This window comes from Arthrobacter woluwensis, from assembly GCF_900105345.1.
GTDB lineage: Bacteria > Actinomycetota > Actinomycetes > Actinomycetales > Micrococcaceae > Arthrobacter_E > Arthrobacter_E woluwensis.
Genome location: NZ_FNSN01000003.1, coordinates 1,711,166 through 1,733,291, shown reverse-complemented (window position 1 = coordinate 1,733,291; position 22,126 = coordinate 1,711,166). Strand labels below are relative to the sequence as shown.

General features: G+C 68.6%; 21 protein-coding genes and 1 tRNA gene. 11 read left to right on the top strand and 11 right to left on the bottom strand.

What is annotated here, in order from left to right; all coding sequences use genetic code 11:
* Complete coding sequence (locus tag BLV63_RS08570) at positions 1-723, top strand: VOC family protein (RefSeq protein WP_066210651.1); 723 nt, start codon at positions 1-3, stop codon at positions 721-723.
* A 51-nt stretch (positions 724-774) separates the two neighbouring features.
* Here BLV63_RS08570 and BLV63_RS08565 read toward each other — a convergent pair whose 3' ends face one another.
* Positions 775-1,023: a hypothetical protein gene (locus BLV63_RS08565; protein ID WP_066210653.1), complete on the bottom strand. Its 249-nt coding sequence runs from the start codon at positions 1,021-1,023 to the stop codon at positions 775-777.
* A gap of 225 nt (positions 1,024-1,248) precedes the next feature.
* Between BLV63_RS08565 and BLV63_RS08560 the strand changes: the two genes are divergently transcribed.
* Entirely contained in the window at positions 1,249-2,889 is a 1,641-nt protein-coding gene (locus tag BLV63_RS08560) for a serine hydrolase domain-containing protein (protein ID WP_169795490.1), read from the top strand.
* A gap of 9 nt (positions 2,890-2,898) precedes the next feature.
* Here the strand turns inward: BLV63_RS08560 and BLV63_RS08555 are convergent, their stop codons facing one another.
* Positions 2,899-4,005 carry a LacI family DNA-binding transcriptional regulator gene (locus BLV63_RS08555; protein WP_066210658.1) on the bottom strand — a complete coding sequence of 369 codons (1,107 nt, stop codon included), beginning with the start codon at positions 4,003-4,005 and terminating at the stop codon, positions 2,899-2,901.
* A gap of 185 nt (positions 4,006-4,190) precedes the next feature.
* Between BLV63_RS08555 and BLV63_RS08550 the strand changes: the two genes are divergently transcribed.
* Together BLV63_RS08550 and BLV63_RS08545 are read left to right on the top strand one after the other, a co-directional pair.
* Complete coding sequence (locus BLV63_RS08550) at positions 4,191-5,510, top strand: MFS transporter (protein WP_066210661.1); 1,320 nt, start codon at positions 4,191-4,193, stop codon at positions 5,508-5,510.
* Between the two features lie 31 nt (positions 5,511-5,541).
* Positions 5,542-6,540, top strand: a complete 999-nt coding sequence (locus BLV63_RS08545) for an alpha/beta hydrolase (RefSeq protein WP_066210666.1) — start codon at positions 5,542-5,544, stop codon at positions 6,538-6,540.
* A gap of 103 nt (positions 6,541-6,643) precedes the next feature.
* Here the strand turns inward: BLV63_RS08545 and BLV63_RS08540 are convergent, their stop codons facing one another.
* Genes BLV63_RS08540 through BLV63_RS08530 form a run of 3 tightly spaced genes read right to left on the bottom strand, consistent with a single transcriptional unit; the run spans position 6,644 to position 8,461 of the window.
* On the bottom strand, positions 6,644-7,117 hold the full coding sequence (locus tag BLV63_RS08540; RefSeq protein WP_066210668.1) for a hemerythrin domain-containing protein: 474 nt from the start codon (positions 7,115-7,117) through the stop codon (positions 6,644-6,646).
* Positions 7,114-7,473 (bottom strand): YciI family protein, encoded by a 360-nt coding sequence (locus BLV63_RS08535; RefSeq protein ID WP_066210670.1) that lies wholly within the window; start codon positions 7,471-7,473, stop codon positions 7,114-7,116. Before BLV63_RS08535 ends, BLV63_RS08540 begins: the two co-directional genes overlap by 4 nt.
* A gap of 40 nt (positions 7,474-7,513) precedes the next feature.
* On the bottom strand, positions 7,514-8,461 hold the full coding sequence (locus tag BLV63_RS08530; protein WP_254780525.1) for a Vgb family protein: 948 nt from the start codon (positions 8,459-8,461) through the stop codon (positions 7,514-7,516).
* Between the two features lie 146 nt (positions 8,462-8,607).
* Here BLV63_RS08530 and BLV63_RS08525 point away from each other — a divergent pair, with 146 nt between their 5' ends.
* Complete coding sequence (locus BLV63_RS08525) at positions 8,608-9,558, top strand: LysR family transcriptional regulator (RefSeq protein WP_066210673.1); 951 nt, start codon at positions 8,608-8,610, stop codon at positions 9,556-9,558.
* A gap of 86 nt (positions 9,559-9,644) precedes the next feature.
* Here BLV63_RS08525 and BLV63_RS08520 read toward each other — a convergent pair.
* From BLV63_RS08520 to BLV63_RS08505, 4 genes are all read right to left on the bottom strand, one after another.
* Positions 9,645-9,720: transfer RNA gene (locus tag BLV63_RS08520), tRNA-Val, on the bottom strand.
* Between the two features lie 133 nt (positions 9,721-9,853).
* Positions 9,854-10,720 carry an NAD-dependent protein deacetylase gene (locus BLV63_RS08515; RefSeq protein ID WP_066210675.1) on the bottom strand — a complete coding sequence of 289 codons (867 nt, stop codon included), beginning with the start codon at positions 10,718-10,720 and terminating at the stop codon, positions 9,854-9,856.
* Positions 10,717-11,211 (bottom strand): peroxiredoxin, encoded by a 495-nt coding sequence (locus BLV63_RS08510; protein WP_066210677.1) that lies wholly within the window; start codon positions 11,209-11,211, stop codon positions 10,717-10,719. Before BLV63_RS08510 ends, BLV63_RS08515 begins: the two co-directional genes overlap by 4 nt.
* Positions 11,211-11,630, bottom strand: a complete 420-nt coding sequence (locus tag BLV63_RS08505) for a DUF3052 domain-containing protein (protein ID WP_066210681.1) — start codon at positions 11,628-11,630, stop codon at positions 11,211-11,213. The genes BLV63_RS08510 and BLV63_RS08505 overlap by 1 nt, the downstream gene beginning before the upstream one ends.
* A gap of 346 nt (positions 11,631-11,976) precedes the next feature.
* Here BLV63_RS08505 and aceE point away from each other — a divergent pair, with 346 nt between their 5' ends.
* From aceE to fabF, 6 genes are all read left to right on the top strand, one after another.
* The gene (gene aceE, locus BLV63_RS08500; RefSeq protein ID WP_066210682.1) at positions 11,977-14,715 is read left to right on the top strand and encodes a pyruvate dehydrogenase (acetyl-transferring), homodimeric type; all 2,739 of its coding nucleotides are present in this window, start codon (positions 11,977-11,979) and stop codon (positions 14,713-14,715) included.
* 199 nt (positions 14,716-14,914) lie between these two features.
* Positions 14,915-16,144, top strand: a complete 1,230-nt coding sequence (locus BLV63_RS08495; protein WP_066210684.1) for a PucR family transcriptional regulator — start codon at positions 14,915-14,917, stop codon at positions 16,142-16,144.
* Between the two features lie 91 nt (positions 16,145-16,235).
* Positions 16,236-17,219 (top strand): ACP S-malonyltransferase, encoded by a 984-nt coding sequence (locus BLV63_RS08490; RefSeq protein ID WP_066210688.1) that lies wholly within the window; start codon positions 16,236-16,238, stop codon positions 17,217-17,219.
* Complete coding sequence (locus BLV63_RS08485; RefSeq protein WP_066210690.1) at positions 17,216-18,265, top strand: beta-ketoacyl-ACP synthase III; 1,050 nt, start codon at positions 17,216-17,218, stop codon at positions 18,263-18,265. The genes BLV63_RS08490 and BLV63_RS08485 overlap by 4 nt, the downstream gene beginning before the upstream one ends.
* 99 nt (positions 18,266-18,364) lie before the next feature.
* A complete protein-coding gene (locus BLV63_RS08480) occupies positions 18,365-18,610 on the top strand; it encodes an acyl carrier protein (RefSeq protein WP_066210694.1) in 246 nt (81 codons plus the stop codon).
* Between the two features lie 206 nt (positions 18,611-18,816).
* On the top strand, positions 18,817-20,055 hold the full coding sequence (gene fabF / locus BLV63_RS08475) for a beta-ketoacyl-ACP synthase II (protein ID WP_066210697.1): 1,239 nt from the start codon (positions 18,817-18,819) through the stop codon (positions 20,053-20,055).
* Positions 20,056-20,266: 211 nt separating this feature from the next.
* Here fabF and BLV63_RS08470 read toward each other — a convergent pair whose 3' ends face one another.
* Together BLV63_RS08470 and BLV63_RS08465 are read right to left on the bottom strand one after the other, a co-directional pair.
* Positions 20,267-20,770, bottom strand: coding sequence for a DUF3145 domain-containing protein (locus BLV63_RS08470; RefSeq protein WP_066210699.1), 504 nt, complete (start codon positions 20,768-20,770; stop codon positions 20,267-20,269).
* 232 nt (positions 20,771-21,002) lie between these two features.
* Positions 21,003-21,926 (bottom strand): tyrosine recombinase XerC, encoded by a 924-nt coding sequence (locus BLV63_RS08465; RefSeq protein WP_066210701.1) that lies wholly within the window; start codon positions 21,924-21,926, stop codon positions 21,003-21,005.
* Between the last annotated feature and the right edge of the window lie 200 nt (positions 21,927-22,126).

Below are 22,126 nucleotides of genomic sequence, written 5' to 3'. Positions count from 1 at the left end.
ATGACCCACCCCCGCCTCGCAGCACTGTGTTTCGATGCCCGGGATCCTGCCGCGCTCGGCGTCTTCTGGTCCGCGGTCCTGCGCCGGGACGTCGCCGCGGACGGCGACGGGGCCGTGCTCGAAGCGACACACGGCCCCGACTTCCCGGTGCGATTCCGGCCCAGCCCCGAGCCGAAGACCACCCCGAACCGGTACCACTTCGATCTCACGAGCTCCTCGCCCGAGGACCAGGCAGCCATCGTAGACAGGGCACTGGCCCACGGGGCGCAGCATCTCGACGTCGGCCAGCGTCCCGAGGAAGGCCACGTGGTCCTCGCCGATCCCGAAGGCAACGAGTTCTGCGTGATCGCTTCGGACAACCGGTTCCTGGCCGGAACGGCGGCCATCGGGGCGCTGTCCGGCGACGGCACCGAGCGCGTGGGCCACTTCTGGGCCGAGGCTCTCGGCTGGCCCCTGGTCTGGGATGAGAACGAAGAGACCGCGATCCAGTCCCCCGACGGCGGAACCAAGATCACCTGGGGCGGCCCGCCCGTGCGCCCGAAACTCGGCGTGTCCCGCCTGCGCTTCGAACTCGCCACGCCCCGGGAGACGCTGACCGAGACGGTGGAACGCCTGGTGGCACTCGGCGCCTCCACCGCGGACATCCCGCCGTCCGCCGATGACGACGGCGGCGTGGTACTGGCCGACCCGGACGGCAACGAGTTCACCCTGCTGGCGTTGTAGCCGGCGTTGTCGTCCGTCGGCAGGCGGCGGCCCTGCGCCGGCACCGCGGCATTACGCCGAGCTGCTCGCCCGGTGCCGTGCCCTCGCTCCGCGCCGTGCCTTCATCCAGTTCTTGCGAGCCCGCGTCGCGCTGCCCGGAAGCACCCGGAAGAGCGCCTTCGGCACGGCGCCGGAGAAGACGTACGTCTTCCCGTCGCGCTCCAGGGCGAACTCCGGTTTGCCCTCCGGGGCCGTCGAACCGGCGCCGAGGGACAGGGCGAAAGCGCACTTCCCACCGAAAGCCAGGTAGCTCTCACTCACGTTGACATCCTCAATCCTCGGGGCGGGCCACCGATGGCAGACCTCCGGCACCGCCGCATCACTCTGATGAGTGGCACGGGACCCCGGATCGTGACGTGATCCGGAGCCCTGGATCCGTCCGGGGCCGATCCGAGACGAGTGGGGTGGACCGAGGGCCTCCACTTGCATAGGCTGACGTCAGACGCCGTGTATGCGCATACAGTCCCCTCGCGGAAGGTGGTCCTCGTGACCCACGAAGTGTTGCCCCGTCAGACGCCCGAACAGCTCGGTGTGAATCCCGCCGGAATCAGGTCTTTTCTCGATGCCGTCGGACAGGCCGGCATCGAAGTGCACAGCCTCGTGGTCGCGGTGGACGGCGCCGTGATCGCCGAGTCCTGGTGGCATCCCTATGACGCCTCCACACCTCATCTGCTGTATTCGCTGAGCAAGAGCTTCACCTCGGTGGCAGCCGGCATCGCCGAGGCGGAGGGGCTGCTGCACCGGGACGACCGACTGGCCGATCGCCTCCCGGAGGCCGCGGGGTACGGCGAAGCGACGATCGCCGACGCCCTCCGCATGTCGGTGGGACACCTCCTCGACCCGGTCCTCGATCCGAGCGTCGAACTTCCGGTCACCGACGACGGCCTCCTCCAGCTGCTGTCCGCATACCACCCGGAGCGGCCTCCGGGAGAGATCTTCACCTACGACCAGCTCGCCACCTTCGCGGTCGCGAAGATCATCGAACGGGCCGCCGGGACCTCCCTCCTCGAGTACCTGCGCCCCCGCCTCCTCGATCCCCTCGGCATGACGGAGGCGAAGTGGGCCGGCGGCGAGTCCAACCCTGGGTTCACGGGCCTCCACCTCCGCACGGAATCGATCGCCGCGTTCGGGCAGCTGCTCCTGCAGCGCGGTGTCTGGCAGGGCCGTCGGCTCGTGCCGGCGGAGTGGATCGACCAGGCCACGTCGGCGCGGATCAGCAACGACGCGGACCACCGGTTCCCGCCGGGCCAGCCGGTGGACCGGGACAGCTCGCTCGGCTACGGGTATCAGTTCTGGATCGGCGACCACGGTTATCACGCGGGCGGCGCCTACAGCCAGCTGTGCATCGTGCTGCCCGGGGTCAACGCGGTGATCGCCCTGACCGCGTCGACCGTGCTCGGCCAGACGCTCCTCGACGCCGTCTGGGAGCACCTGCTCCCCGTGCTGTCGGCCCGGGGAGCAGGTGCTCCGACGGTCGATGCCGACCCCGTGGACAGCGCGGCCCTCTCCCGTCGCCTTCTGGAAGCGGCGATTCCCGCGCCCACGGCCGGCGCCCAACGCCGAGCCGACGCCCAGGCGAAAGCCAACCTGGGGATGCTGGCGGGACTCGTGCTGGCGCTGCGGGGCGACGCTGCGCCCGCGGGCTGGGCGGAGGCCGCCGAGCGTGCGCCGGAGTGGACGGCCCTGGCCGCCCAGGCGATCGGAACCGAGGGCGCACGGCTGGCGCCGCCGTCGTCGTACAGCGTCGCCGGTACCGTCTTCAGCCGCGCTCCCGTCGAGCCGGGGCTCCCCGAAGCGCGCTTCGGCGGGCTGGGCGGCACGGACCTGCCGGAGCTCGAGTCAGTACGGCTCGACGGTGACACCCTGACCCTGACGCTCGACGGCGCGAGCTATCGCCTCCGCGTCGGCGGCGATGACTGGGCGCGGGGTGAGCTGCTGAGCGATCCGCCGGTCCGTTTCGCCGTGCGCGGCGGCTGGGACGGGACGGACGCGTTCGAGGCCGAGCTCCGAATGATCGAGGGCCCGCATGTGGGGTTGCTCAGCCTCTCCCCCGCGACGGGGCATTTCTCCTTCACCTGGCGGGAACCGACGCTCGTGGGACGGGGCCTCGCGGGCTACCAGGTGTGAAACCTGCGCTCAGGCACAGCCGCAGCTGCGGCCCAGGAGCATCGCCACCGGCAGCACCATGTGCCGTGCAGTCCCCGGCGCCTCCAGAGCCTCGGTGAGCAGTTCGACGGCGACGCGCCCGAGCTCGTCCATGGGCTGGCGGACCGTCGTGAGCGGCGGATCCGCCAGCCGGGCGGCGTCTATGCCGTCGAAGCCCGTGACGGCGACGTCCCCGGGGACGGCGATTCCGTGCTCCACGAGCGCGGCCTGCACCCCCAGCGCCGTCTGATCGCTCGAGCAGACGATCGCATCGGGAAGCCGGTCCGCGAACGCCGGTTCTGCGGTCAGCAGTGCTGTCACGGCGGCGTACGTGGCGGAGCGGGACCCGGCGTCCACGAGCGGCTCCCCCGGAACCTCCAGACCGCGCTCCTCCAGCGCCGCGGTGAAACCTGCGTGCCGGGCGGCGTGCTCGGCGCCCGTGGCCGAACCGGCGAACGCGAAACGGCGGGCGGCGTGGTCGTCGGCCAGATGGGCCGTCAGCGCCCGCATGCCGCTGAAGTCGTCGACCCTGACCGAGGAGGCGGCCATGCCCTCCGGAACGAGCTGTGAGACGAGCACCATCGGGAGCCGCTGCGCCAGGAGCCGCAACTGCGCCTCCTCGATCGTGGCGGGCAGGACCACGAGACCGTCACTGCGGCGTGCGATGTCATCGAGCGCCACACCGCGGCCGTCGGCATCCTGCCAGCCGACCAGGAGTGGAAGCCGACGCAGGGTGCACTCGAGCTCGATGCCCCGCAGCACTTCGTCGGCATAGAGCGGGAACAGCCGGGGCCAGCCGCCGCGGAACTCGACGCGGGGCACCTCGCCCTCGGCGCTCGGCGCCGGGCTGCGGTCCCATTCATCGGGTTCGTGCCCACTGAACGAGTAGAAGCCGAGAGTGCCGGTGCTCCGCTCGGCGAGTCCGCGGGCCAGACCGCTGGGGAGGTAGCCGAGTTCCTGGACGGCGCTCTGGATGCGGTCCCGGAGCGTCTCGCTGAGCTTTTCCGGAGTGCGGAAGTACCTCGAGATCGACGCCGTCGACACACCGGCCGCCGCAGCGACGTCGTACACCGATGGACGCGCCTTCGTCACGGTCATCCCTCACTCCCTGTCCTCCGACGCCGGTCCCGGCATCGGCCACCCCGGAATGGGCCAGGGCCGCCGCCCCCAACGGTATCGGAAGAAGCGCCGCGCCAGCCCTTGTTTCCACGAATGTACGCGCATACACTCGTATCCACCAACCTCGGGTACGACATCCGTGCACCAACTCGATGAGGAGTTACATGTCGGTCCAGAAGAGAATCCCCGCTGCGCTCGACCCGTCGCCGGCCGTTCCAGCAGCCCTCGTGCACCTGGCCGACGCCGAAACGGTGCCTGGGGAACGGCAGACTCCGTGGTTCTGGGTGAGCTTCGCCCTCGCCTGGGGCGCGACCGGCGTCGCGCAGGGAATGGTCGGCGTCGCCGTGCCCCAGCTCCTGAAACAGTGGGATGCCGCGAGCGCCTCGGCGAACCTGAGTGTCCTGCTGACGGTGGGCGGCTTCGCCACGCTCGTGGTGACCCCGGTGTTCGGGCGGCTGAGCGACCGCTCGCGGTCCCGCCTGGGGCTGCGACGGCCGTGGATCCTGTCCGGGTCCCTGATCGCCCTGGCCGGCTACCTCGCCCTCGCCTGGGCGCCATCGCCCGCGTGGCTCTGGATCGGCATCGTGCTGAACTACGTGGGCTGGGGCGCGGTCGCCATGGCGCAGCACAGCCTCTTCGCGGATCAGATCCGACGCCGGATCCGTGCCATCATGTCGGCGGTCACCGGGGCGGCCGGAACCGTCGGCATCCTGGTGGGCACGATGATGACCGGGCAGCTCGCGTCGCTCGGACAGGCCTCGATGTTCCTCATTCCGGGGATCGTGGCGGTGGCGCTGTCACTCACGCTGTTCGTCACCCTGCGGGATCTCCGCCGGACCGACGCGCCTCCGCCGTTCAATCTGGAAGCGTTCATCAGCACCTTCTGGCTCAGTCCGCGCCGCCACCCGGATTTCGCCTGGGCCTGGATCTGCCGCTTCCTCATGACCGCGTCCATCGTCACGGTGACGAGCTACCTCTACCTGACGATCTCCGGGCGCTTCGACCTCGACGATCCTTCGGTGATCGCCGGAGTGCAGACCCAGGCCACGCTGGTCTTCACCGTGTGCAATCTGCTGTTCGCCTTCATCTTCGGCGTCATCTCGGACCGGACCAGGCGGCGCAAGCCGAGTGTGCTGTTCGGCGCGATGCTCAGCGCCGTCGGGCTCATCGTGGCGGTCGCGACGCCGGGTCTGCCCATCTTCCTCGTCGGGATCGCCCTGATCGGCGCGGGACAGGGCGCCTACATCTCGGCCGACGTGGCCCTGATGACCGAATGCCTCCCCTCGGTGGAGGAGGCCGGCAAGGATCTCGGGATCGTGGCGCTGGCGTATCTGCTGCCGAACATCTTCGTGCCGGTGCTCGGTTTCCTCCTGACGCGGATCGGCTCGCCCACCGGGGAGAATTTCGGGGCGCTCTACGTGGCGGCCTTCGTCATGGCGGTATTCGCCGGATTGTCCGTTCTCAGGATCAGGAGTGTGCGCTGATGAACTGCCTCAACGGGAAAGCTGACCTCGGATGAGGTGGAGACGAGGACGCTGGCGCCGGCCCGCCGTCGACCCGGCCGTCACCGCTTTCGAGAAGGCGGCGGCCCCGCTCAAGAAGCCTGAGCCCTCTGATGCCGCAGGGCGTCGCCGTGTGGCCCGGGAGAATGACGACCGGATCCAGGTGGAGTTCGCCGAAACACCGCTGGAGACCGCGACGGCAGATCACTTGGTCCCGGCGCATGACGCGCCTGACGTGCGAGTGCGGGTGTACTGGCCGGGCTGGGAGCCGACGTCCCCCGGGGCGGGGCTCCCTGTGCTTGTGTACTGCTATGGCGGCGGCTTCACGCTGGGCGGGATCGACTGGAGGGCCTGGGACGCCCGACTGCGACGGCGGGCGCAGGACGCCGGGGTCATCATCGTGGCGCCGGACTATGCGCACGCCCCGGAGCACCGGTTCCCGGTCCAGCCGGAGCAGTGCTGGTCGGCGCTGGAGTGGGCTTTTGAGCATGCCGAGGAACTGGGTGGGTCGCGGGACCGGATCGCGGTGGGTGGCGCCTCGTCGGGCGGCAACCTCGCCGCGGCGGTGACGCTCATGAATCGCGACCGGAACCGGATCCCGGTGCGGCTTCAGATCCTGGAGAACCCGGCTCTCGATCTCACGATCGGACATGCGGACATGAGCGGCATCGGCCCCAGCATGCCGCACGTCATCCTGGAGAAGGCGGGCCGGGCGCTCGTGGCCCAGTATCTCGGACCGGACCGGGCGCTGGCCCGCGAGCCGTATGCGTCACCTCTTCTCGCAGAGTCTCATGAGGGACTCCCACCCGCGGTGATCTTCACGGCGGAGCTGGACCCGCTGCGCGGCGACGGCGAGGCGTACGCCAGGGCGCTCTCGGCGTCCGGCGTCCCGGTGACGGCACTGCGGTTCGTGTCGCAGACCCACGAGTCGTTGGGGATCCCGGTCCCGTTCGCGGCGGGCGACTTCGCGCACCGCGCATGGGTGAGCGAGGTGGCGCGGCTGCGGGAGTGATTCGCGAGGAATCCCTCAGCTACGCTCGCTGGCCGGTCGCATCGGTGGCAGGCGCCTCCCCTCAAGGACGCGAAGCACTCACCACCGGTCCCCTTCGTCACTTTCAGAGCGGCCCGAAAACCTCCTGAGGATTCACCCGAAGGTCCAGAACGTCGAGGATCACGAGGAGTTGACGTTCTTCGTACTGGAAGTGGGACTCCATGATCGCTTCGATGCCTTCGAGGTGCGATTCGATCCGGTCCGGAGGGTCGGTTCGATCCACGGCGGCTCCAAGGCTTTCCAGCAGCACTCCGATCTGCACGTGGTCGTCTTCGAGTTTGCGGAGCACGGGTCGCAGTTCAGGGTGGGCTTCGGCGATCGCAGGGAACAAGAGATGGTCTTCGCCTTGATGGTGACCCGTGAGGGCGATGCAGAAGCCGTGACAGAACAGGAGCAGATCGCGGGACGTCGCAGGGTCCACGCCGTCCGGGCGCACCGCTGCCCGGGTGGCGCGGAGTGCTTCGCGCAATCGCTGATGGACGGCTCGCATCTCATTGCTCCAGGCGATCAGCCTGGTCGTCTCGGTTTCCTTGGTCATTCGGCAGCGCTTTCGAGGATCGGGTGGATCTCGATGGTCTCGGGGGTTCCGAGCCTGCTCGCCAGATCGACGGCTTCGGCCTGATCGGCGACCTCGATGACGAACCACCCGCCAAGCGTCTCGTCTCCGGCGACGACCGGCCCGGCGGACCGGCTGGTGGTTCCGTCTCCGGCGGAGCGGAGCGTGACAGGCCGGATGCCGGTGGGGCTGGTGTCGAGGGCTTCTCCCCCAAGGAGCTTCCCCGCCGCGGCGAGCTCACTGATCCAGTTTTCGTAATGGCTGCGGAATGCGGCTCGGTCCTGGGTGATGAGGCGACGGGAGGCGGGTGTCTCGAAAATGACGAGTGCGAATTTCATGAGGTACTCCGTTCGAGGATGGTCTTGTGCGGGGACGTCATCAGGAAGGCGGCGAAAGGCGGGCCAGGGCTCCGTGCTGGAGGGCGACCCAGCATGCGCCGTCCGGCCCGATGGTGAGCCCGTGCGGCTCCGCGCCCGGTGTTGGCAGGTCGAAGGAGGCGACGACGTGACCGCTCGGGCTGATGGCGCCGATGCGGTTTCCTGCCCACTCACTGAACCAGAGGACGCTCCCGCCGTCAGGCGAGCCGCCGTCGACGATCGCGTGCGGGCGTCCGTCCCTGTCCGGGAGCGCGTACTCGGTGATGTGGCCCTCGGCGGTGATCCTGCCGATCTGTCCCGCGGCGATCTCGGCGAACCACAGGACTCCATCGTCTCCCGCAGTGATCCCGACAGGGGCGGCGCCCGGAGTGGGCAACGGGTAGTGGGTGACCACACCGTCAGCGGTGATCCTTCCGATCGAGTTGGCCTGGTTCATCGTGAACCACAAGGCGCCGTCGGGGCCGCTGGTGATCGCTGAAGGGAAGCTCGCTGGATCAGGCAATGGATACCCGGTGAGCTGACCGTCAGTGGTGATCCGGCCGATGCGCCCCGTTTTGGTCTCGGTGAACCACAGTGCCCCGTCAGGACCAGCAGCGATGCCATAGGGGCCGCAATCGTTCAGCGGGTACTCGGTCACGGCACCGTCGAGGGTGATGCGGCCGATGGCATTCGCCCGGTACTCGGTGAACCACATCGCCCCGTCGGGACCCGTGGTGATGATCGTGGGCCCACTGCCTGCGGCGAGCTGGAACGTGGCGGGAAACCCGCCTGGTACCAAGCGGCCGATCTCCCCGCTCCCTTCCAGCGTGTACCAGAGGGCACCGTCGGGGCCGGTGGTGATCGCATAGGGGCCTGAACCGGGAACCGAGTGTTCGACCACCTGCCGGTCGATCGTCGGGTGCCCGGTAGCGTGACGCTCGACCCCTTGGTCATGTGGAGTGGTGGCCATGGCATTCTCTCCTTCGAGTCGCGGTGCGCAAGCCCCGAGTCACGGGGTTCATTTTTCCACTGTCGCGTGAGCCGGCAGGGGGAACAATCGCGAACACGGCAACGATCATTCACTGAATATGAATGATCAGCTCTAGGATCGAGACGATGAAGGCGGCGCGAGGCGGCCCGGAGCAGAGTGCGGAGGGTGTGCTCGTGGACATTCAGGACATCGAAGTGCTCCTCGTGCTCAGCGAGGAGCTGCATTTCGGCCGCACCGCGCAGAGGCTGCACCTGAGCCCGGCGCGGGTGACGCAGGTGGTCCAGCGCGCAGAACGGGAGATCGGCGGTGCCCTGTTCGAGCGCACCAGCCGTCGCGTCACTCAGACCAGCCTGGGCGTTCAGCTGCAGTCCGACTTGGATCGGGTGCGCACCGATCTGAGGGCCAGCATCGAACGTGCCAAGCGCCTGGCCTCCGGTGAGGTCGCGACGTTGCGTCTGGGGAAGGTCGGCTGGGATGTCATCGAGTTGAAACCCGCGATCGACCGGTTCGTCTCTGCCCGACCAGGTCTCGAGATCAAGATCCGCCAGATCCGATTCAGCGACCCCTTCGGAGCGCTCCGGGCCGGCGCCATCGACGCGGTCCTCGCGTGGCTGCCCGTCCTCGAACCTGATCTGAGCGTCGGCCCCCTCGCTTACACGGAGCCGATCCTCATGGCGATGGCCACCGACCACCCCCTCGCCGGCCGCGAGTCCGTCACACTCGAGGACTTCGGCGACTTCACCGTGATGGCAGGGGCTCGGCCTGACTATTGGCAAGACGCCATCGTTCCCAGAAGGACTCCCTCGGGTCGGCCGGTCACGATCGGAATCAATGTCGCCTCCTTCGAGGAGATGCTGCCCATCCTCTCCAGCGGCGAAGCCATCTCGCCCGTCCACGCCCACGCCGTCCGCTACGCCAGCCGTCCCGACATCACCTACCGCCCCATCACCGACGCGCCTCCGGCCAGGTGGGCACTGGTGTGGCGCACCAACGCCGAAACACCAACCATCCGCGACCTCGCGGAAGCCCTCACCCCTGACACGAAACCGCAGGGGCACCGAGGAGGACATTGGTGAGCCCAACCGTCGAGCGGGTGAAGGCGGGGAAAGTAGAAAACCCCGCCGTCAAGGAACGTGCTTCCTTGAAATGGCGGGGTTTTCGGTGGTGGGCCCTACCGGGATCGAACCGATGACATCCACGGTGTAAACGTGGCGCTCTACCAGCTGAGCTAAAGGCCCTTCTCTGCTGTCCGCGCTGCGGTCAACAGGTATCAACCTTAGCGGATCCCCAGTTCAGCGGGCAAACGGCGACGCCGCCGGAAACCCTGCCGCGGCACCCCTGAGGAGGCCGGCCGCCGTCGTCGTGCGCGGGTCAGTGCGCCCGGGGCACCGGCGGCGGGAGCAGCGCGCGGGCGAACGCCCGCAAGGTCTCCGAGGTGCCGCTGTGCAGCCGGACGGTGGCCAGCTCATCGCCCCTGGTCGGGCCCTGGTTGACGAGCACCACCGGGGTTCCGGTCTTGTCGGCCTGTCGCACGAAACGCAGCCCGCTCATGACCGTGAGCGACGTCCCGGCGACGAGCAGCACGTCGGCTTCCTCCACAAGCTTCAGGGCACGCGCCAGGCGAGGCTTCGGCACGTTCTCACCGAAGAACACGAAGTCGGGCTTGAGCACTCCCCCGCAGCGCGGACACGGAGCGACCACAAACTCGCGGGCCAGGGCGTCATCGATCTGAGCGTCGGCATCCGGTGCCTCGACGACACCCAGCTCCTCGGCTCGCTCGATGAACCCGGGATTGAGCGCGGTCAGCATCTCCTCGAGCGTCCGGCGCCGCAGCAGGTCACCGCACTCGGTGCAGATGATCTGGTCGACCCGGCCGTGCAGGTCCACCACGTTCTCGCTGCCGGCGTCCTCGTGGAGCCGGTCCACGTTCTGCGTGATGACGGCCTGGATGGCTCCAGCGCGTTCGAGCTCGGCCAGCGCGAGGTGTCCGTCGTTGGGCTCGGCCCATTTCACCCGCCGCCAGCCCAGATGATTCCGGGCCCAGTACCGTTGCCGAACCGCGGCGGACCCCATGTACTCCTGGAGCGTGATCGGATTCGAGGGGCGCGAATTCGGTCCCCGATATGCGGGGATGCCGGAATCGGTACTGATCCCGGCGCCCGTCAGCACCACCACGGCACGGGAGCGGAGAAGACTCAGAGCCTCCTCGAGCGCCTCGTCCGTGGTGATGTCGGTCATTCGGCGAGTTCCGCCAGGGCCTGCCGGTACGCCTCGAAGTCGCGTGCCTGGCCGCGCGGGTTGACCACGCCATAGCGGACCACCCCGTCGGCGTCCAGGATGAACGTGCCCCGCACGGCCATGCCGGATTCCTCGTCGAACACCCCGTACGCCCGGGCGGCTGCGCCATGCGGCCAGAAGTCTGCCAGGAGATCGAAGTCATAGCCCTGCTGATCAGCCCAGGCCCGCAGCGCGAACTTGCTGTCCACGGACACGGCCAGCACGCGGGCGTCGAGCCCGGAGAACAGGGAGATGTTGTCCCGGATCTCACACAGCTCACCCGTGCAGATGCCGGAGAACGCGAACGGGAAGAACACGACGACGGCGGGTCGGCCGCGCAGCGCGCTGAGGGTCACCTCTTCACCGAACTGGTTCACCAGGGTGAAGTCGGGCGCCTCCTCCCCCACGGCCGGGGAAACCAGCCCCAGGGGGTTCGCCACTTGTTGAGACATCACTTCTTCTTCCGGAACACCAGTCGGGTCCCGGACCAGTCCTTCGCAGCGGACAGAGTCGATGTGCTGTGCAGACCTGCGGTGGGGGCGGCCTGCTGGATCTCGGCGGGAGGAACGTATCCCTCACGACCGGATTTCGGGGTCAGGATCCAGACCACACCGTCGCCTTCCAAGGCGGGAAGGACGTCCACGAGGGCGTCCACCAGGTCGCCATCATCGTTGCGCCACCACAGGATGACGGCGTCGACTACTTCCTGTTCATCCTCGTCCAGCAGCTCCGAACCGGTGATGTCCTCGATGTCCGCGCGGAAGTCGAAGTCGACATCCTCGTCGTATCCGAACTCCTGGATCAGGTCGCCGTCCTTGAAACCCAGACGGCTGGCAGTGGTGACGTCCGCGACGGCGTCGGCCTCGCTCACTCGTTCCTCCTCGTAGTAGGCCGGTAACTCCATTCCGGCCCGCGTCACTTCCCATTGTGATGCATGAGCGGCGCTTTCGCAGCGGTTGACACCGAATTGTCCTCAGGCGTCGCTCCGAGACCGGCGGACCGCGCGCAATGCGCAGGTCCCCAAATGCGAAGGCCACGATGTGAGGGCTAGAGTGATCCATGAACACGAGTGAGTCACGTCCGGAACCCCGGCCGTGCAGGACGAGTGACCAGTTGAGAGTGCCGGAATCACCTGACCGGCGCCCGGAAGCGATTTGCCGCGCGCGGTAGCCCCTGGATCAGCGAGGCGCCGCAGTTGCATCAAAGAGAGGTTTGACGTGGCTGCTGAAGAAATCACCCCTTCGATCCTGAGCGGTCTGACCGCCGGTGTCCCCGACGTGGATCCCGAGGAGACCAGCGAATGGGTTGAATCATTCGACGCGTTGGTCAAGGAGCAAGGCACGGAGCGCGCACGCTTCATCATGCGTTCCCTGCTCCAGCGTGCCGGCGCACAGTCCGTGGGCGTCCCCATGGTCACCACCACCGACTACGTGAACACCATCCCGGTGGACCAGGAGCCGGCTTTCCCGGGCAACGAGGAGCTCGAGCGCCGCTACCGCGCCTACATGCGCTGGAACGCCGCGATCATGGTGCACCGCGCGCAGGACCCGCGGATCGGCGTCGGCGGCCATATCTCCACCTACGCGGGTGCCGCGACCCTCTACGAGGTCGGCTTCAACCACTTCTTCCGCGGCAAGGACCACCCCGGTGGCGGCGACCAGGTCTTCTTCCAGGGCCACGCCTCCCCCGGCATGTACGCCCGCGCCTTCATGGAAGGCCGCCTGAGCGAGGAAGACCTCAACGCCTTCCGCCAGGAGAAGTCCAAGGCCCCGCACGGCCTGTCCTCCTACCCGCACCCGCGCCTCATGCCGGAGTTCTGGGAGTTCCCGACCGTGTCCATGGGCATCGGCCCCATGAACGCCATCTACCAGGCGCAGTCCAACCGCTACCTGCACAACCGCGGGCTCAAGGACACGAGCGATCAGCACGTCTGGGCGTTCCTGGGCGACGGTGAGATGGACGAGCCGGAGAGCCGCGGCCTGCTGCAGCTCGCCGCCAACGAGGGCCTGGACAACCTGACCTTCGTGATCAACTGCAACCTCCAGCGCCTCGACGGTCCCGTCCGCGGCAACGGCAAGATCATGCAGGAACTCGAGGCGTTCTTCCGTGGCGCCGGCTGGAACGTCATCAAGGTCGTCTGGGGCCGCGAGTGGGACGACCTGCTCGCGAAGGACCAGGACGGCTCGCTCGTCGACATCATGAACACCACGGTCGACGGCGACTACCAGACCTACAAGGCTGAGAACGGCGCCTTCGTGCGTGAGCACTTCTTCGGCCGCACCCCGCAGACCAAGGAACTCGTCGCGGACCTCACCGACGACCAGATCTGGAACCTCAAGCGCGGCGGTCACGACTACCGCAAGGTCTACGCGGCCTACAAGGCAGCCATGGAGTTCAAGGGCAAGCCCACGGTCATCCTGGCCCACACGGTCAAGGGCTACGGCCTCGGCACCCACTTCGAGGGCCGCAACGCGACCCACCAGATGAAGAAGCTGACCATGGAGGACCTCAAGGCCTTCCGCGATCACCTCCGCATCCCGATCACGGATGAAGAGCTCGAGAAGGACCTCTACAACCCGCCGTACTACCACCCGGGCACCGACGCACCGGAGATCAAGTACATGATGGAGCGCCGCGCGGCCCTCGGCGGTTCGGTGCCCGAGCGCCGTGCCAAGCACGACGAACTCGTGCTGCCGTCCGACAAGGCCTACGAGGTCGCGTACAAGGGTTCGGGCAAGCAGAAGGCCGCCACCACGATGGCCTTCGTCCGCCTCCTGAAAGACCTCCTCCGCGACAAGGACTTCGGCAAGCACGTCGCACTGATCGTCCCGGATGAGTCCCGCACCTTCGGCATGGACGCGTTCTTCCCGACGGCCAAGATCTACAACCCGAACGGCCAGAACTACCTGTCCGTGGACCGCGAGCTCGTCCTGGCGTACAAGGAGGCCGCGACCGGTCAGCTGATCCACCCGGGCATCAACGAGGCCGGCGCCGTCGCCGCATTCACCGCCGCCGGCACGTCCTACGCGACTCACGGCGTCCCGCTCATCCCGATCTACGTGTTCTACTCGATGTTCGGCTTCCAGCGCACCGGCGACTCCTTCTGGGCCGCCGCGGACCAGATGACCCGTGGCTTCATCATCGGCGCCACCGCCGGCCGCACCACCCTGACGGGTGAAGGTCTCCAGCATGCAGATGGTCACTCGCCGATCCTGGCCGGCACCAACCCGGCCATCCGCAGCTACGACCCGGCCTTCGGCTACGAGATCGCCCACATCATGCGGGACGGCCTCGAGCGCATGTACGGCCCGGACTCCGACGACCGGAACATCATGTACTACCTCACGGTGTACAACGAGCCGATCCACCAGCCGGCGCAGCCGGAGAACGTGGACGTCGAGGGCATCACCCGCGGCATCCACCACATCAGCTCCCCGAGTGTCGACGGCCCCCGTGCCAACGTGTTCGCAGCCGGTGTCTCCGTGCCGTGGGCCCTGGAGGCCCAGCAGGTCCTGGCCGACGACTGGGGCGTCGCCGCCGACGTCTGGAGCGTCACCTCCTTCAACGAGCTGCGCCGCGACGGCGTGGCCGTGGACGAGCACAACCTGCTCAACCCGGAGGACCTGCAGACCCCGTACATCACGCAGAAGATGGCCGACAACCCCCACCCGGTGGTCGCCGTCTCGGATTACATGCGTGCCGTGCCGGACCAGATCCGCCAGTACCTCCCCAACCGCTTCACCGCGCTGGGTGCGGACGGCTTCGGCTTCTCCGACACCCGCCAGGCAGCCCGCCGCTTCTTCAAGAACGACACTCACTCGATCGTGGTCGCCGTTCTCCAGCAGCTGGCCGCCGAGGGCAAGGTCGACGCGACCGCGCCGCGCCAGGCGATCGAGAAGTACGATCTGAACAATGTGAACGCCGGAACCACGGGCGGAGCGGGCGGCGACGCCTGATCCCCGTCCCCCGACGTGACTGAAAGCCGAGGCCCGCATCCCACCGGATGCGGGCCTCAGCCGTCGCTGCGCACAGCGTCAGCCGCGCACGACGACGGCGGGCGGGGCTCGCCGTCGTCGGCACCGCGGTCGTCACCCCAGGTGGGCTGCGGCTCAGTTGTAGCCTTCACACAAAGCACCTGGCACTAAGCTTCTTAGCATGACGCAGTCCGAAGGAAAGCCCTCGCCCACCCCGGCCGCCTCCGCGGACAAGGCGGAGACCCTGAAGAAGCTGCGCGCCAACGTCGGGCAGCTCTCGACGCGGACCACGCGGCAGCTCGAAGCCTCGCTCCCCTGGTACGCCCGCCTCAGCGCCGATGAGCGGTCCACGCTCGGCCTGGTGGCGCAGAACGGCATCGCGGCGTTCGTCACCTGGTACGAACGGCCCAGCTCCCCCGCGTGGATCCTGTCCGATGTCTTCGGCACGGCGCCGAGCGAGATGACCCGGGCCATCAGCCTGCAGAAAGCGCTCCAGCTCATCCGCATCGTGGTCGAGGTGGTCGAGGAACAGGTCCCCGTGCTCGCCCCGGAGAAGGCTCAGCCCGAACTCCGCGAGGCCGTGCTCCGGTACTCCCGGGAGGTGGCGTTCGCCGCGGCCGATGTGTACGCCCGCGCCGCGGAGTCCCGCGGTTCCTGGGACACCCGCCTCGAAGCGCTCATCGTGGACGCGATCCTGCGCGGCGAGAACACGGACGCCCTCCGGTCCCGGATCGCGGCTCTCGGCTGGAAGGCCCAGGAACGCTTCACGGTGGTGGTCGGCAAGACGCCCCTGGAGCCGAGCGCCAGCTACGTCAGCGAACTGCGGCGCACGGCCGGCCGCTATGCCGACGACGCCCTCGTGGGCATCCAGGGCGACCGGCTCATCCTCGTCCTCGGCGGCCTGCACGACCGCGAGACCTCCCTCGCCAGACTGAGCGAGCTGTTCGCTCCCGGTCCCGTGGTGCACGGCCCCGAAGCCGCGTCCCTCACCGACGCCAGCCTGTCCGCACAGGCGGCGTTCGCCGGGCTGACCGCTGCCCGCGCCTGGCCTGCGGCTCCCCGCCCGGTGGCCGCCGGCGACCTCCTGCCGGAACGGGTCATCTCGGGCGACGAGACCGCGCGGCGGCAGCTCGTCGCGGGCATCTACCGGCCTCTCCTGGCGGCCTCGAACGGCCTGGTCGACACGCTGAGCAGTTACCTGGAGCTCGGGCACTCGCTGGAGGCGACCGCCCGTGAGCTCTTCGTCCACGCCAACACCGTGCGGTACCGCCTCAAGAGGGTCTGCGACGTCACGGGCTGGGACCCGCTCATCCCGCGGGAGGCGTACGTGCTGCAGACCGCGCTGGCGGTCGGCCGCCTCGCTCCACCGCAGCGACCCGCGCACGACCGCCATGCAACGCGCCCACATTGACCCATTCTTGTAGACTTCCTACAAACAGGCCCCCTGAGCTTCGTTCAAGCAAACAGGCGGCAATGCCCCCTCGATTTGGAAAGCTGATTAAGTGCTAGCAATCGTCTGCCCCGGACAGGGCTCCCAGACCCCCGGTTTCCTCGCCCCTTGGCTGGAGGTCCCCGGCGTCGCCGAGCACCTGGCCGCCCTGAGCGAAGTGGCTCAGCTGGACCTGGCCGCCCATGGAACCACCTCCGATGAGGAGACCATCAAGGACACCGCCGTCGCGCAGCCGCTCATCGTGGCCGCCGGTCTGGTCTCCGCGAAGGCCCTCTTCGACGTCGAGCTCTCGACCCTTCCCGTCACGCTCGCCGGTCACTCGGTGGGCGAGATCACAGCGACCGCCCTCGCAGGCGTCCTCAGCGAAGCCGACGCCATGCGCTTCGTGCGGGAACGCGCGAACGGCATGGCAGAGGCCGCAGCCGTCACGCCGACCGGCATGAGCGCCGTCGTCGGCGGTGATCCCGCCGAGGTCCTCGCCGCGATCGAAGCATCCGGCGCCGCCCCCGCGAACGTCAACGGCGCCGGCCAGGTGGTGGCCGCGGGCACCTTCGAGCAGCTCGAAGCCCTCGCCGCCAACCCGCCGGCCAAGGCCCGTGTGATCCCGCTGAAGGTCGCGGGCGCGTTCCACACCACGCACATGGCCCCCGCCGTCGCCGCACTGGACGTGCTGCAGCACGAGCTGGACATCCACGAGCCGCAGGTTCCGCTGCTCTCCAACTACGACGGCCAGCTCGTCGCCAACGGCAAGGCCGGCGTCGCCAGCCTGGTCGCCCAGGTCTCCCGCCCGGTCCGCTGGGATCTCTGCATGGAGACTCTGCTGGCACAGGGCGTGAAGGGCGTCATCGAGCTCTCCCCCGCTGGCACCCTCGCGGGCCTGGCGAAGCGCGGCATGCCGGGCATCAAGACCGTCGCGGTCAAGACCCCGGCCGACCTCGACGCCGCCCTGGCACTCTTCGCCGAAGTCGAGCAGGATGCCGCTCCCGGCGGCAACGGCCACCATGCGGCAGGGAACGGCGAGGGCGCGCAGGCATGACCCCCGTCCTCCGGCAGAACGACGTCCGGGCAGGAACCCGCATCCACGGTGTGGGGGCCTTCCGCCCTGACGTCGTGGTGACCAATGACGACGTCTGCCAGTGGATCGATTCCTCCGACGAGTGGATCCGGCAGCGCACGGGCATCGTGACCCGGCGCCGCGCCTCCCAGGACGTGAGCGTCATCGACATGGCCGAAGGCGCCGCGCGCGACGCGCTGGCCAAGGCCGGTATCGAGGCCTCCCGCCTCGGGGCCGTCATCGTCTCCACGGTCTCGCACCCGTTCGCCACCCCGTCCGCCGCGACGGCTCTGACCGAGCGCCTCGGCGCGACACCGGCGCCCGCTTACGACGTATCCGCCGCCTGCGCGGGGTACTGCTACGGCGTGGCACAGGCGGACGCCTTGGTCCGGTCCGGCGCGGCCGAATACGTCCTGGTGGTGGGCGCGGAGAAGCTCTCCGACTTCATCGACAACCACGAGCGCACCATCTCCTTCCTCCTCGGGGACGGGGCCGGAGCCGTCGTGATCGGCCCCTCGGATGAGCCGGGCATCAGCCCGTCCATCTGGGGTTCCGACGGCAGCAAGTGGGGTGCCATCGGCATGACGCACTCGCTCAACGACATCCGCAGTCTGGAAAGCCTCGCCGCCGCAGGTGACGAGGACGCCGTCGTCGAGGCCGCCCGGAACATCTGGCCGACCATGCGCCAGGACGGCCCCACGGTCTTCCGCTGGGCCGTCTGGGAGATGGCCAAGGTGGCGCAGTCCGCGCTCGACGCCGCCGGCGTCACCGCCGAGGATCTGAGCGCCTTCGTGCCGCACCAGGCGAACATGCGCATCATCGATGAGATGGTGAAGCAGCTCAAGCTTCCCGAGCACGTCAAAGTCGGGCGGGACATCGCCGATTCGGGCAACACGTCCGCGGCGTCGATCCCCCTGGCCATGCACCGCCTGCTCGAGGAGAATCCGGACATCAGCGGCGGCCTCGCCCTGCAGATCGGCTTCGGGGCCGGTCTGGTGTTCGGAGCGCAGGTGGTCCGGCTCCCCTGAGCCTCACGACTTCCCGACCACAACTTCACAAGCACCGGTCAGCACAAGCTGGCCGTCAAGCCCCGGCAGCTGCCGGAACAACACAGAAAAGGAGCCGACATGGCTAGCAACGAAGAGATCCTGGCCGGCCTGGCTGAAATCGTCAACGAGGAGACCGGCCTGGCTCCCGAGGCTGTCGAGCTGGACAAGTCCTTCACCGAGGACCTGGACATCGACTCCATCTCCATGATGACCATCGTGGTGAACGCTGAGGAGAAGTTCGGCGTGCGCATCCCCGACGAAGAGGTCAAGAACCTCAAGACCGTCGCCGACGCCGTGAACTTCATCGCGAACGCCCAGGCCTGATCGCCTGCTGCCGGAGCTGACCATCCCGGGATGACCACATCCCGGGATGGCGCTCCCTGGCACGGCCGGCGTCGCGCCCTTCCCCGGAGAGGACGCGACCGCCCGCCCTGCCCGTGCCGGACGCCGTCCCAGGAGGCGCCCACCACGGCACTCCCCTGAACCTGACGCCCTACAGGGCAGACCCTTAGATCACTTGGAGAGTGACGATGCCTCGCAAAGTTGTCATCACCGGCCTCGGTGCCACCACGCCCATCGGTGGCGACGTCCCCACTCTGTGGAAGAACGCCCTCAAGGGTGTCTCCGGCGCGCGCACCCTCGAGGACGAGTGGGTCAGCACCTACGAGCTCCCCGTCACTTTCGCAGCCCGCTGCTCCGAACCGGCGTCCGAAAAGCTCAGCCGTGTCGAGATGAAGCGGATGGATCCGTCCACCCAGTTCGGTGTGGTCGCGGCCCGCGAGGCCTGGGCCGACGCCGGCATCGAGGACATGGACAAGGACCGCCTCGGCGTGGCTTTCGCCACCGGCATCGGCGGCGTCTGGACCCTGCTGGACGCCTGGGACACGCTCAAGGAGCGCGGACCCCGCCGCGTGCTGCCCATGACCGTCCCGATGCTCATGCCCAACGGCGTGGCCGCGGCCGTGAGCCTGGACCTCGGCGCCCGCGCCGGCGCCCACACCCCCGTGTCCGCCTGCGCCTCCGGCACCGAGGCCCTGCACCTGGGCCTGGATCTGATCCGCTCCGGCAAGGCCGATGTGGTCATGTGCGGTGGCGCGGAAGCCGCCATCCACCCGATGCCGATCGCGGCGTTCGCCTCCATGCAGGCCCTGTCCCGCCGGAACGACGACCCGCAGCACGCTTCGCGTCCGTACGACGTGAACCGCGACGGTTTCGTCATGGGTGAAGGCGCCGGTGCTCTGGTGCTCGAGGCCGAGGAGCACGCCCTGGCCCGTGGCGCCCGCATCTACGGCGAGCTGGCCGGCACGTCCGTCACCGCTGACGCCTACCACATCACGGCTCCGGACCCCGAGGGTCTGGGCGCCACCCGCGCTCTCAAGGCCGCCATGTTCGACGGCCGCATCCAGCCAGAGGACGTGGTGCACGTGAACGCCCACGCCACTTCCACCCCGGTCGGTGACAAGCCCGAGTACACGGCTCTCCGTGCCGCTCTGGGCACCCACGTGGACGACGTGGCAGTCTCCGCCACCAAGTCCCAGATGGGTCACCTCCTGGGCGCCTCCGGCGCCGTGGAAGCCGTGCTGACGGCGCTGGCGGTCTACGATCGCAAGGCGCCGGTCACGATCAACCTGGAGAACCAGGACCCGGAGATCCCGCTGGACGTGGTTACCAAGACCGCCCGCGAGCTCCCCGCCGGTGACATCGTGGCACTGAGCAACTCGTTCGGCTTCGGCGGCCACAACGCCGTGATCGCGGTCCGTAACTACTGATCCGCACGCAGCCGCCTCAACGACGACGGCGCCGCTCACCAGATGGTGAGCGGCGCCGTTCTGGTTGGTGCGGGATTCCCTTGCCACGGCTGCGTTGCGTACAGCTTCGTGGCGCTTGCAGTCCCGACGGCTTTCACCTTCGGGGCGGGCCCATGGCTTGGAGGGCGGGCCGTCCCGAGGAGGTGCGCGTGGTGCTGGGCGTTAGAGGGAGTCAGCCCACCTGGTGGAGCCAGCGGACGTTGGAGCCTTCCGAGGCGTGACGGAACGGCTCCAGTTCCTCATCCCAGGCTTCGCCGAGAGCGAGCGACAGCTCGTGGTAGACGGCGGCGGGGTCACCGGCGCCGGCCTCGTAGGCGAAGCGGATGCGGTCTTCGGAGACCATGATGTTGCCGTGGGCGTCGGTGACGGCGTGGAAGATCCCGAGTTCCGGGGTGTGGGACCAGCGGCCTCCATCAGTGCCGGGAGAGGCCTCTTCGGTCACCTCGTAGCGGAGGTGGGTCCAGCCGCGGAGGGTGGAGGCGAGCTGGATCGCCGTGCCGGGAGCACCGGTCCACGCCAGCTCGGCCCGGAACATTCCAGGCGCGGCAGGCTGAGCCACCCACTCCAGGGTGGCCGAGTCGTCCAGCAGCGATGCGACGGCCCACTCGACGTGGGGGCACAGCGCAGCTGGGGCGGAGTGCACGAACAGCACTCCCCGAGTCATTGCAACAGACATCCCATCCTCCTTAGCCGTAGGTACGTCTTCCCCAACGCCCTCGACTCCGCGAAGTCCGGTGATTCCTGTTTCGCCTTCTTACAGGCTCTTGAGTTGTCTGTGGCCTTGCGGCACCGTCCGATGGTTCAAGCACTACTTGAACCCCGGCGCTGGTTCTTATTGTGCCGCAGGCCGGTGAATTGTGCCAGTGGCGGGGTCGCCTTCGCCGCGCGCACGGCGAGGCATGCGGTTTTCAGGCTCGCGGATGAGCCTGGCGGTAGCTGTCCCTGAGGCGTTCGACGGAGACATGGGTGTACAGCTGGGTCGTCGCCGGGGTGCTGTGGCCCAGGAGCTCCTGGACGGCACGGAGTTCCGCTCCGCCGTCCAGGAGGTGGGTGGCGGCCGTGTGGCGGAGAGCGTGGGGTCCGGTGGCCGCGGTGTCCCCCAGTGTGGCGAAGCGGTCCGCCACCAGACTGCGGATCTGCCGCGGATCCACTCGCCCGCCTCGCGCACCGAGGAAGAGCGCAGGGCCGCTCGACGCCGTGACGAGCGCGGGCCGTCCCCGCCGCAGCCAGTCGACGATCGCGCGGGAGGCCGGAACGCCGAAGGGAACGGTACGCTCCTTGTCACCCTTACCGAGGACCCGAAGTGTGCGGCGTTCCAGATCCACATCGTCCACGTCGAGGCCTACCAGTTCCCCCACCCGGATGCCCGAGGCATACAGGGTCTCGACCACGGCGAGGTTACGGAGTGCGACAGGATCGGCCTCCTGGGCCGCGGCCTGCAGATCCTGGAGCACCTTGTCCATCTGTGCCGGGCGGAGCACAGTGGGCAGGCCGGAGGTCTTCTTCGGTGACCGCAGACGGAGCGTGGGGTCCTGCGTGATCCCACCTTCTCGGAGGAGCCACGCGAAGAAGGTCCTGGCACTGGCTCCATGCCGCGCCAGGGTGGCCCGCGCCATCCCCCGGGCCGAATGGTCGGCCAGCCACTCGCGGAGGAGGTGGAGATCCACGTCATCCCAAGACGTCGCCCCGGCCTTCGCCGCGAATTCCTGCAGCTGCCGGACGTCCGTGAGGTAAGCCCGCAGCGTGTTCCCGGACCGGCCCCGCTCGCCCGTGAGGTACCGGGCGTACTCGTCCAGGATGCTGTCCTGGAAGGGGGCTGGTTTCTGTGGCACCTCTCCACTGTGCCGTCCCCGTGGGCCAGGATCAAGCCGGACAGGGGCGAGCAGGACAGAGACTCCCCCGGCCTGGTCCGAGCCGGACCAGCCCGGCTGAGATCGCGTCTCGCTGGACCAGGGGGCGCAGGTCAGGCCGCGGTGAATCAGGCGGCGCCAGATCCGGTGGTGCCGGATGTGCGCCTGGTGGGTCTGCCCTG

Bases quoted from the DNA above. Each gene is read 5' to 3' on its own strand.
- BLV63_RS08510 (WP_066210677.1), bottom strand. From the start codon at position 11,211: ATGTCTCAACAAGTGGCGAACCCCCTGGGGCTGGTTTCCCCGGCCGTG.
- BLV63_RS08555 (WP_066210658.1), bottom strand. From the start codon at position 4,005: ATGACCGTGACGAAGGCGCGTCCATCGGTGTACGACGTCGCTGCGGCG.
- fabF (WP_066210697.1), top strand. From the start codon at position 18,817: ATGCCTCGCAAAGTTGTCATCACCGGCCTCGGTGCCACCACGCCCATC.
- BLV63_RS08470 (WP_066210699.1), bottom strand. From the start codon at position 20,770: ATGTCTGTTGCAATGACTCGGGGAGTGCTGTTCGTGCACTCCGCCCCA.
- BLV63_RS08485 (WP_066210690.1), top strand. From the start codon at position 17,216: ATGACCCCCGTCCTCCGGCAGAACGACGTCCGGGCAGGAACCCGCATC.
- BLV63_RS08570 (WP_066210651.1), top strand. From the start codon at position 1: ATGACCCACCCCCGCCTCGCAGCACTGTGTTTCGATGCCCGGGATCCT.
- BLV63_RS08515 (WP_066210675.1), bottom strand. From the start codon at position 10,720: ATGACCGACATCACCACGGACGAGGCGCTCGAGGAGGCTCTGAGTCTT.
- BLV63_RS08545 (WP_066210666.1), top strand. From the start codon at position 5,542: ATGAGGTGGAGACGAGGACGCTGGCGCCGGCCCGCCGTCGACCCGGCC.
- BLV63_RS08495 (WP_066210684.1), top strand. From the start codon at position 14,915: ATGACGCAGTCCGAAGGAAAGCCCTCGCCCACCCCGGCCGCCTCCGCG.
- BLV63_RS08535 (WP_066210670.1), bottom strand. From the start codon at position 7,473: ATGAAATTCGCACTCGTCATTTTCGAGACACCCGCCTCCCGTCGCCTC.
- BLV63_RS08540 (WP_066210668.1), bottom strand. From the start codon at position 7,117: ATGACCAAGGAAACCGAGACGACCAGGCTGATCGCCTGGAGCAATGAG.
- BLV63_RS08550 (WP_066210661.1), top strand. From the start codon at position 4,191: ATGTCGGTCCAGAAGAGAATCCCCGCTGCGCTCGACCCGTCGCCGGCC.
- BLV63_RS08480 (WP_066210694.1), top strand. From the start codon at position 18,365: ATGGCTAGCAACGAAGAGATCCTGGCCGGCCTGGCTGAAATCGTCAAC.
- BLV63_RS08525 (WP_066210673.1), top strand. From the start codon at position 8,608: ATGAAGGCGGCGCGAGGCGGCCCGGAGCAGAGTGCGGAGGGTGTGCTC.
- BLV63_RS08530 (WP_254780525.1), bottom strand. From the start codon at position 8,461: ATGGCCACCACTCCACATGACCAAGGGGTCGAGCGTCACGCTACCGGG.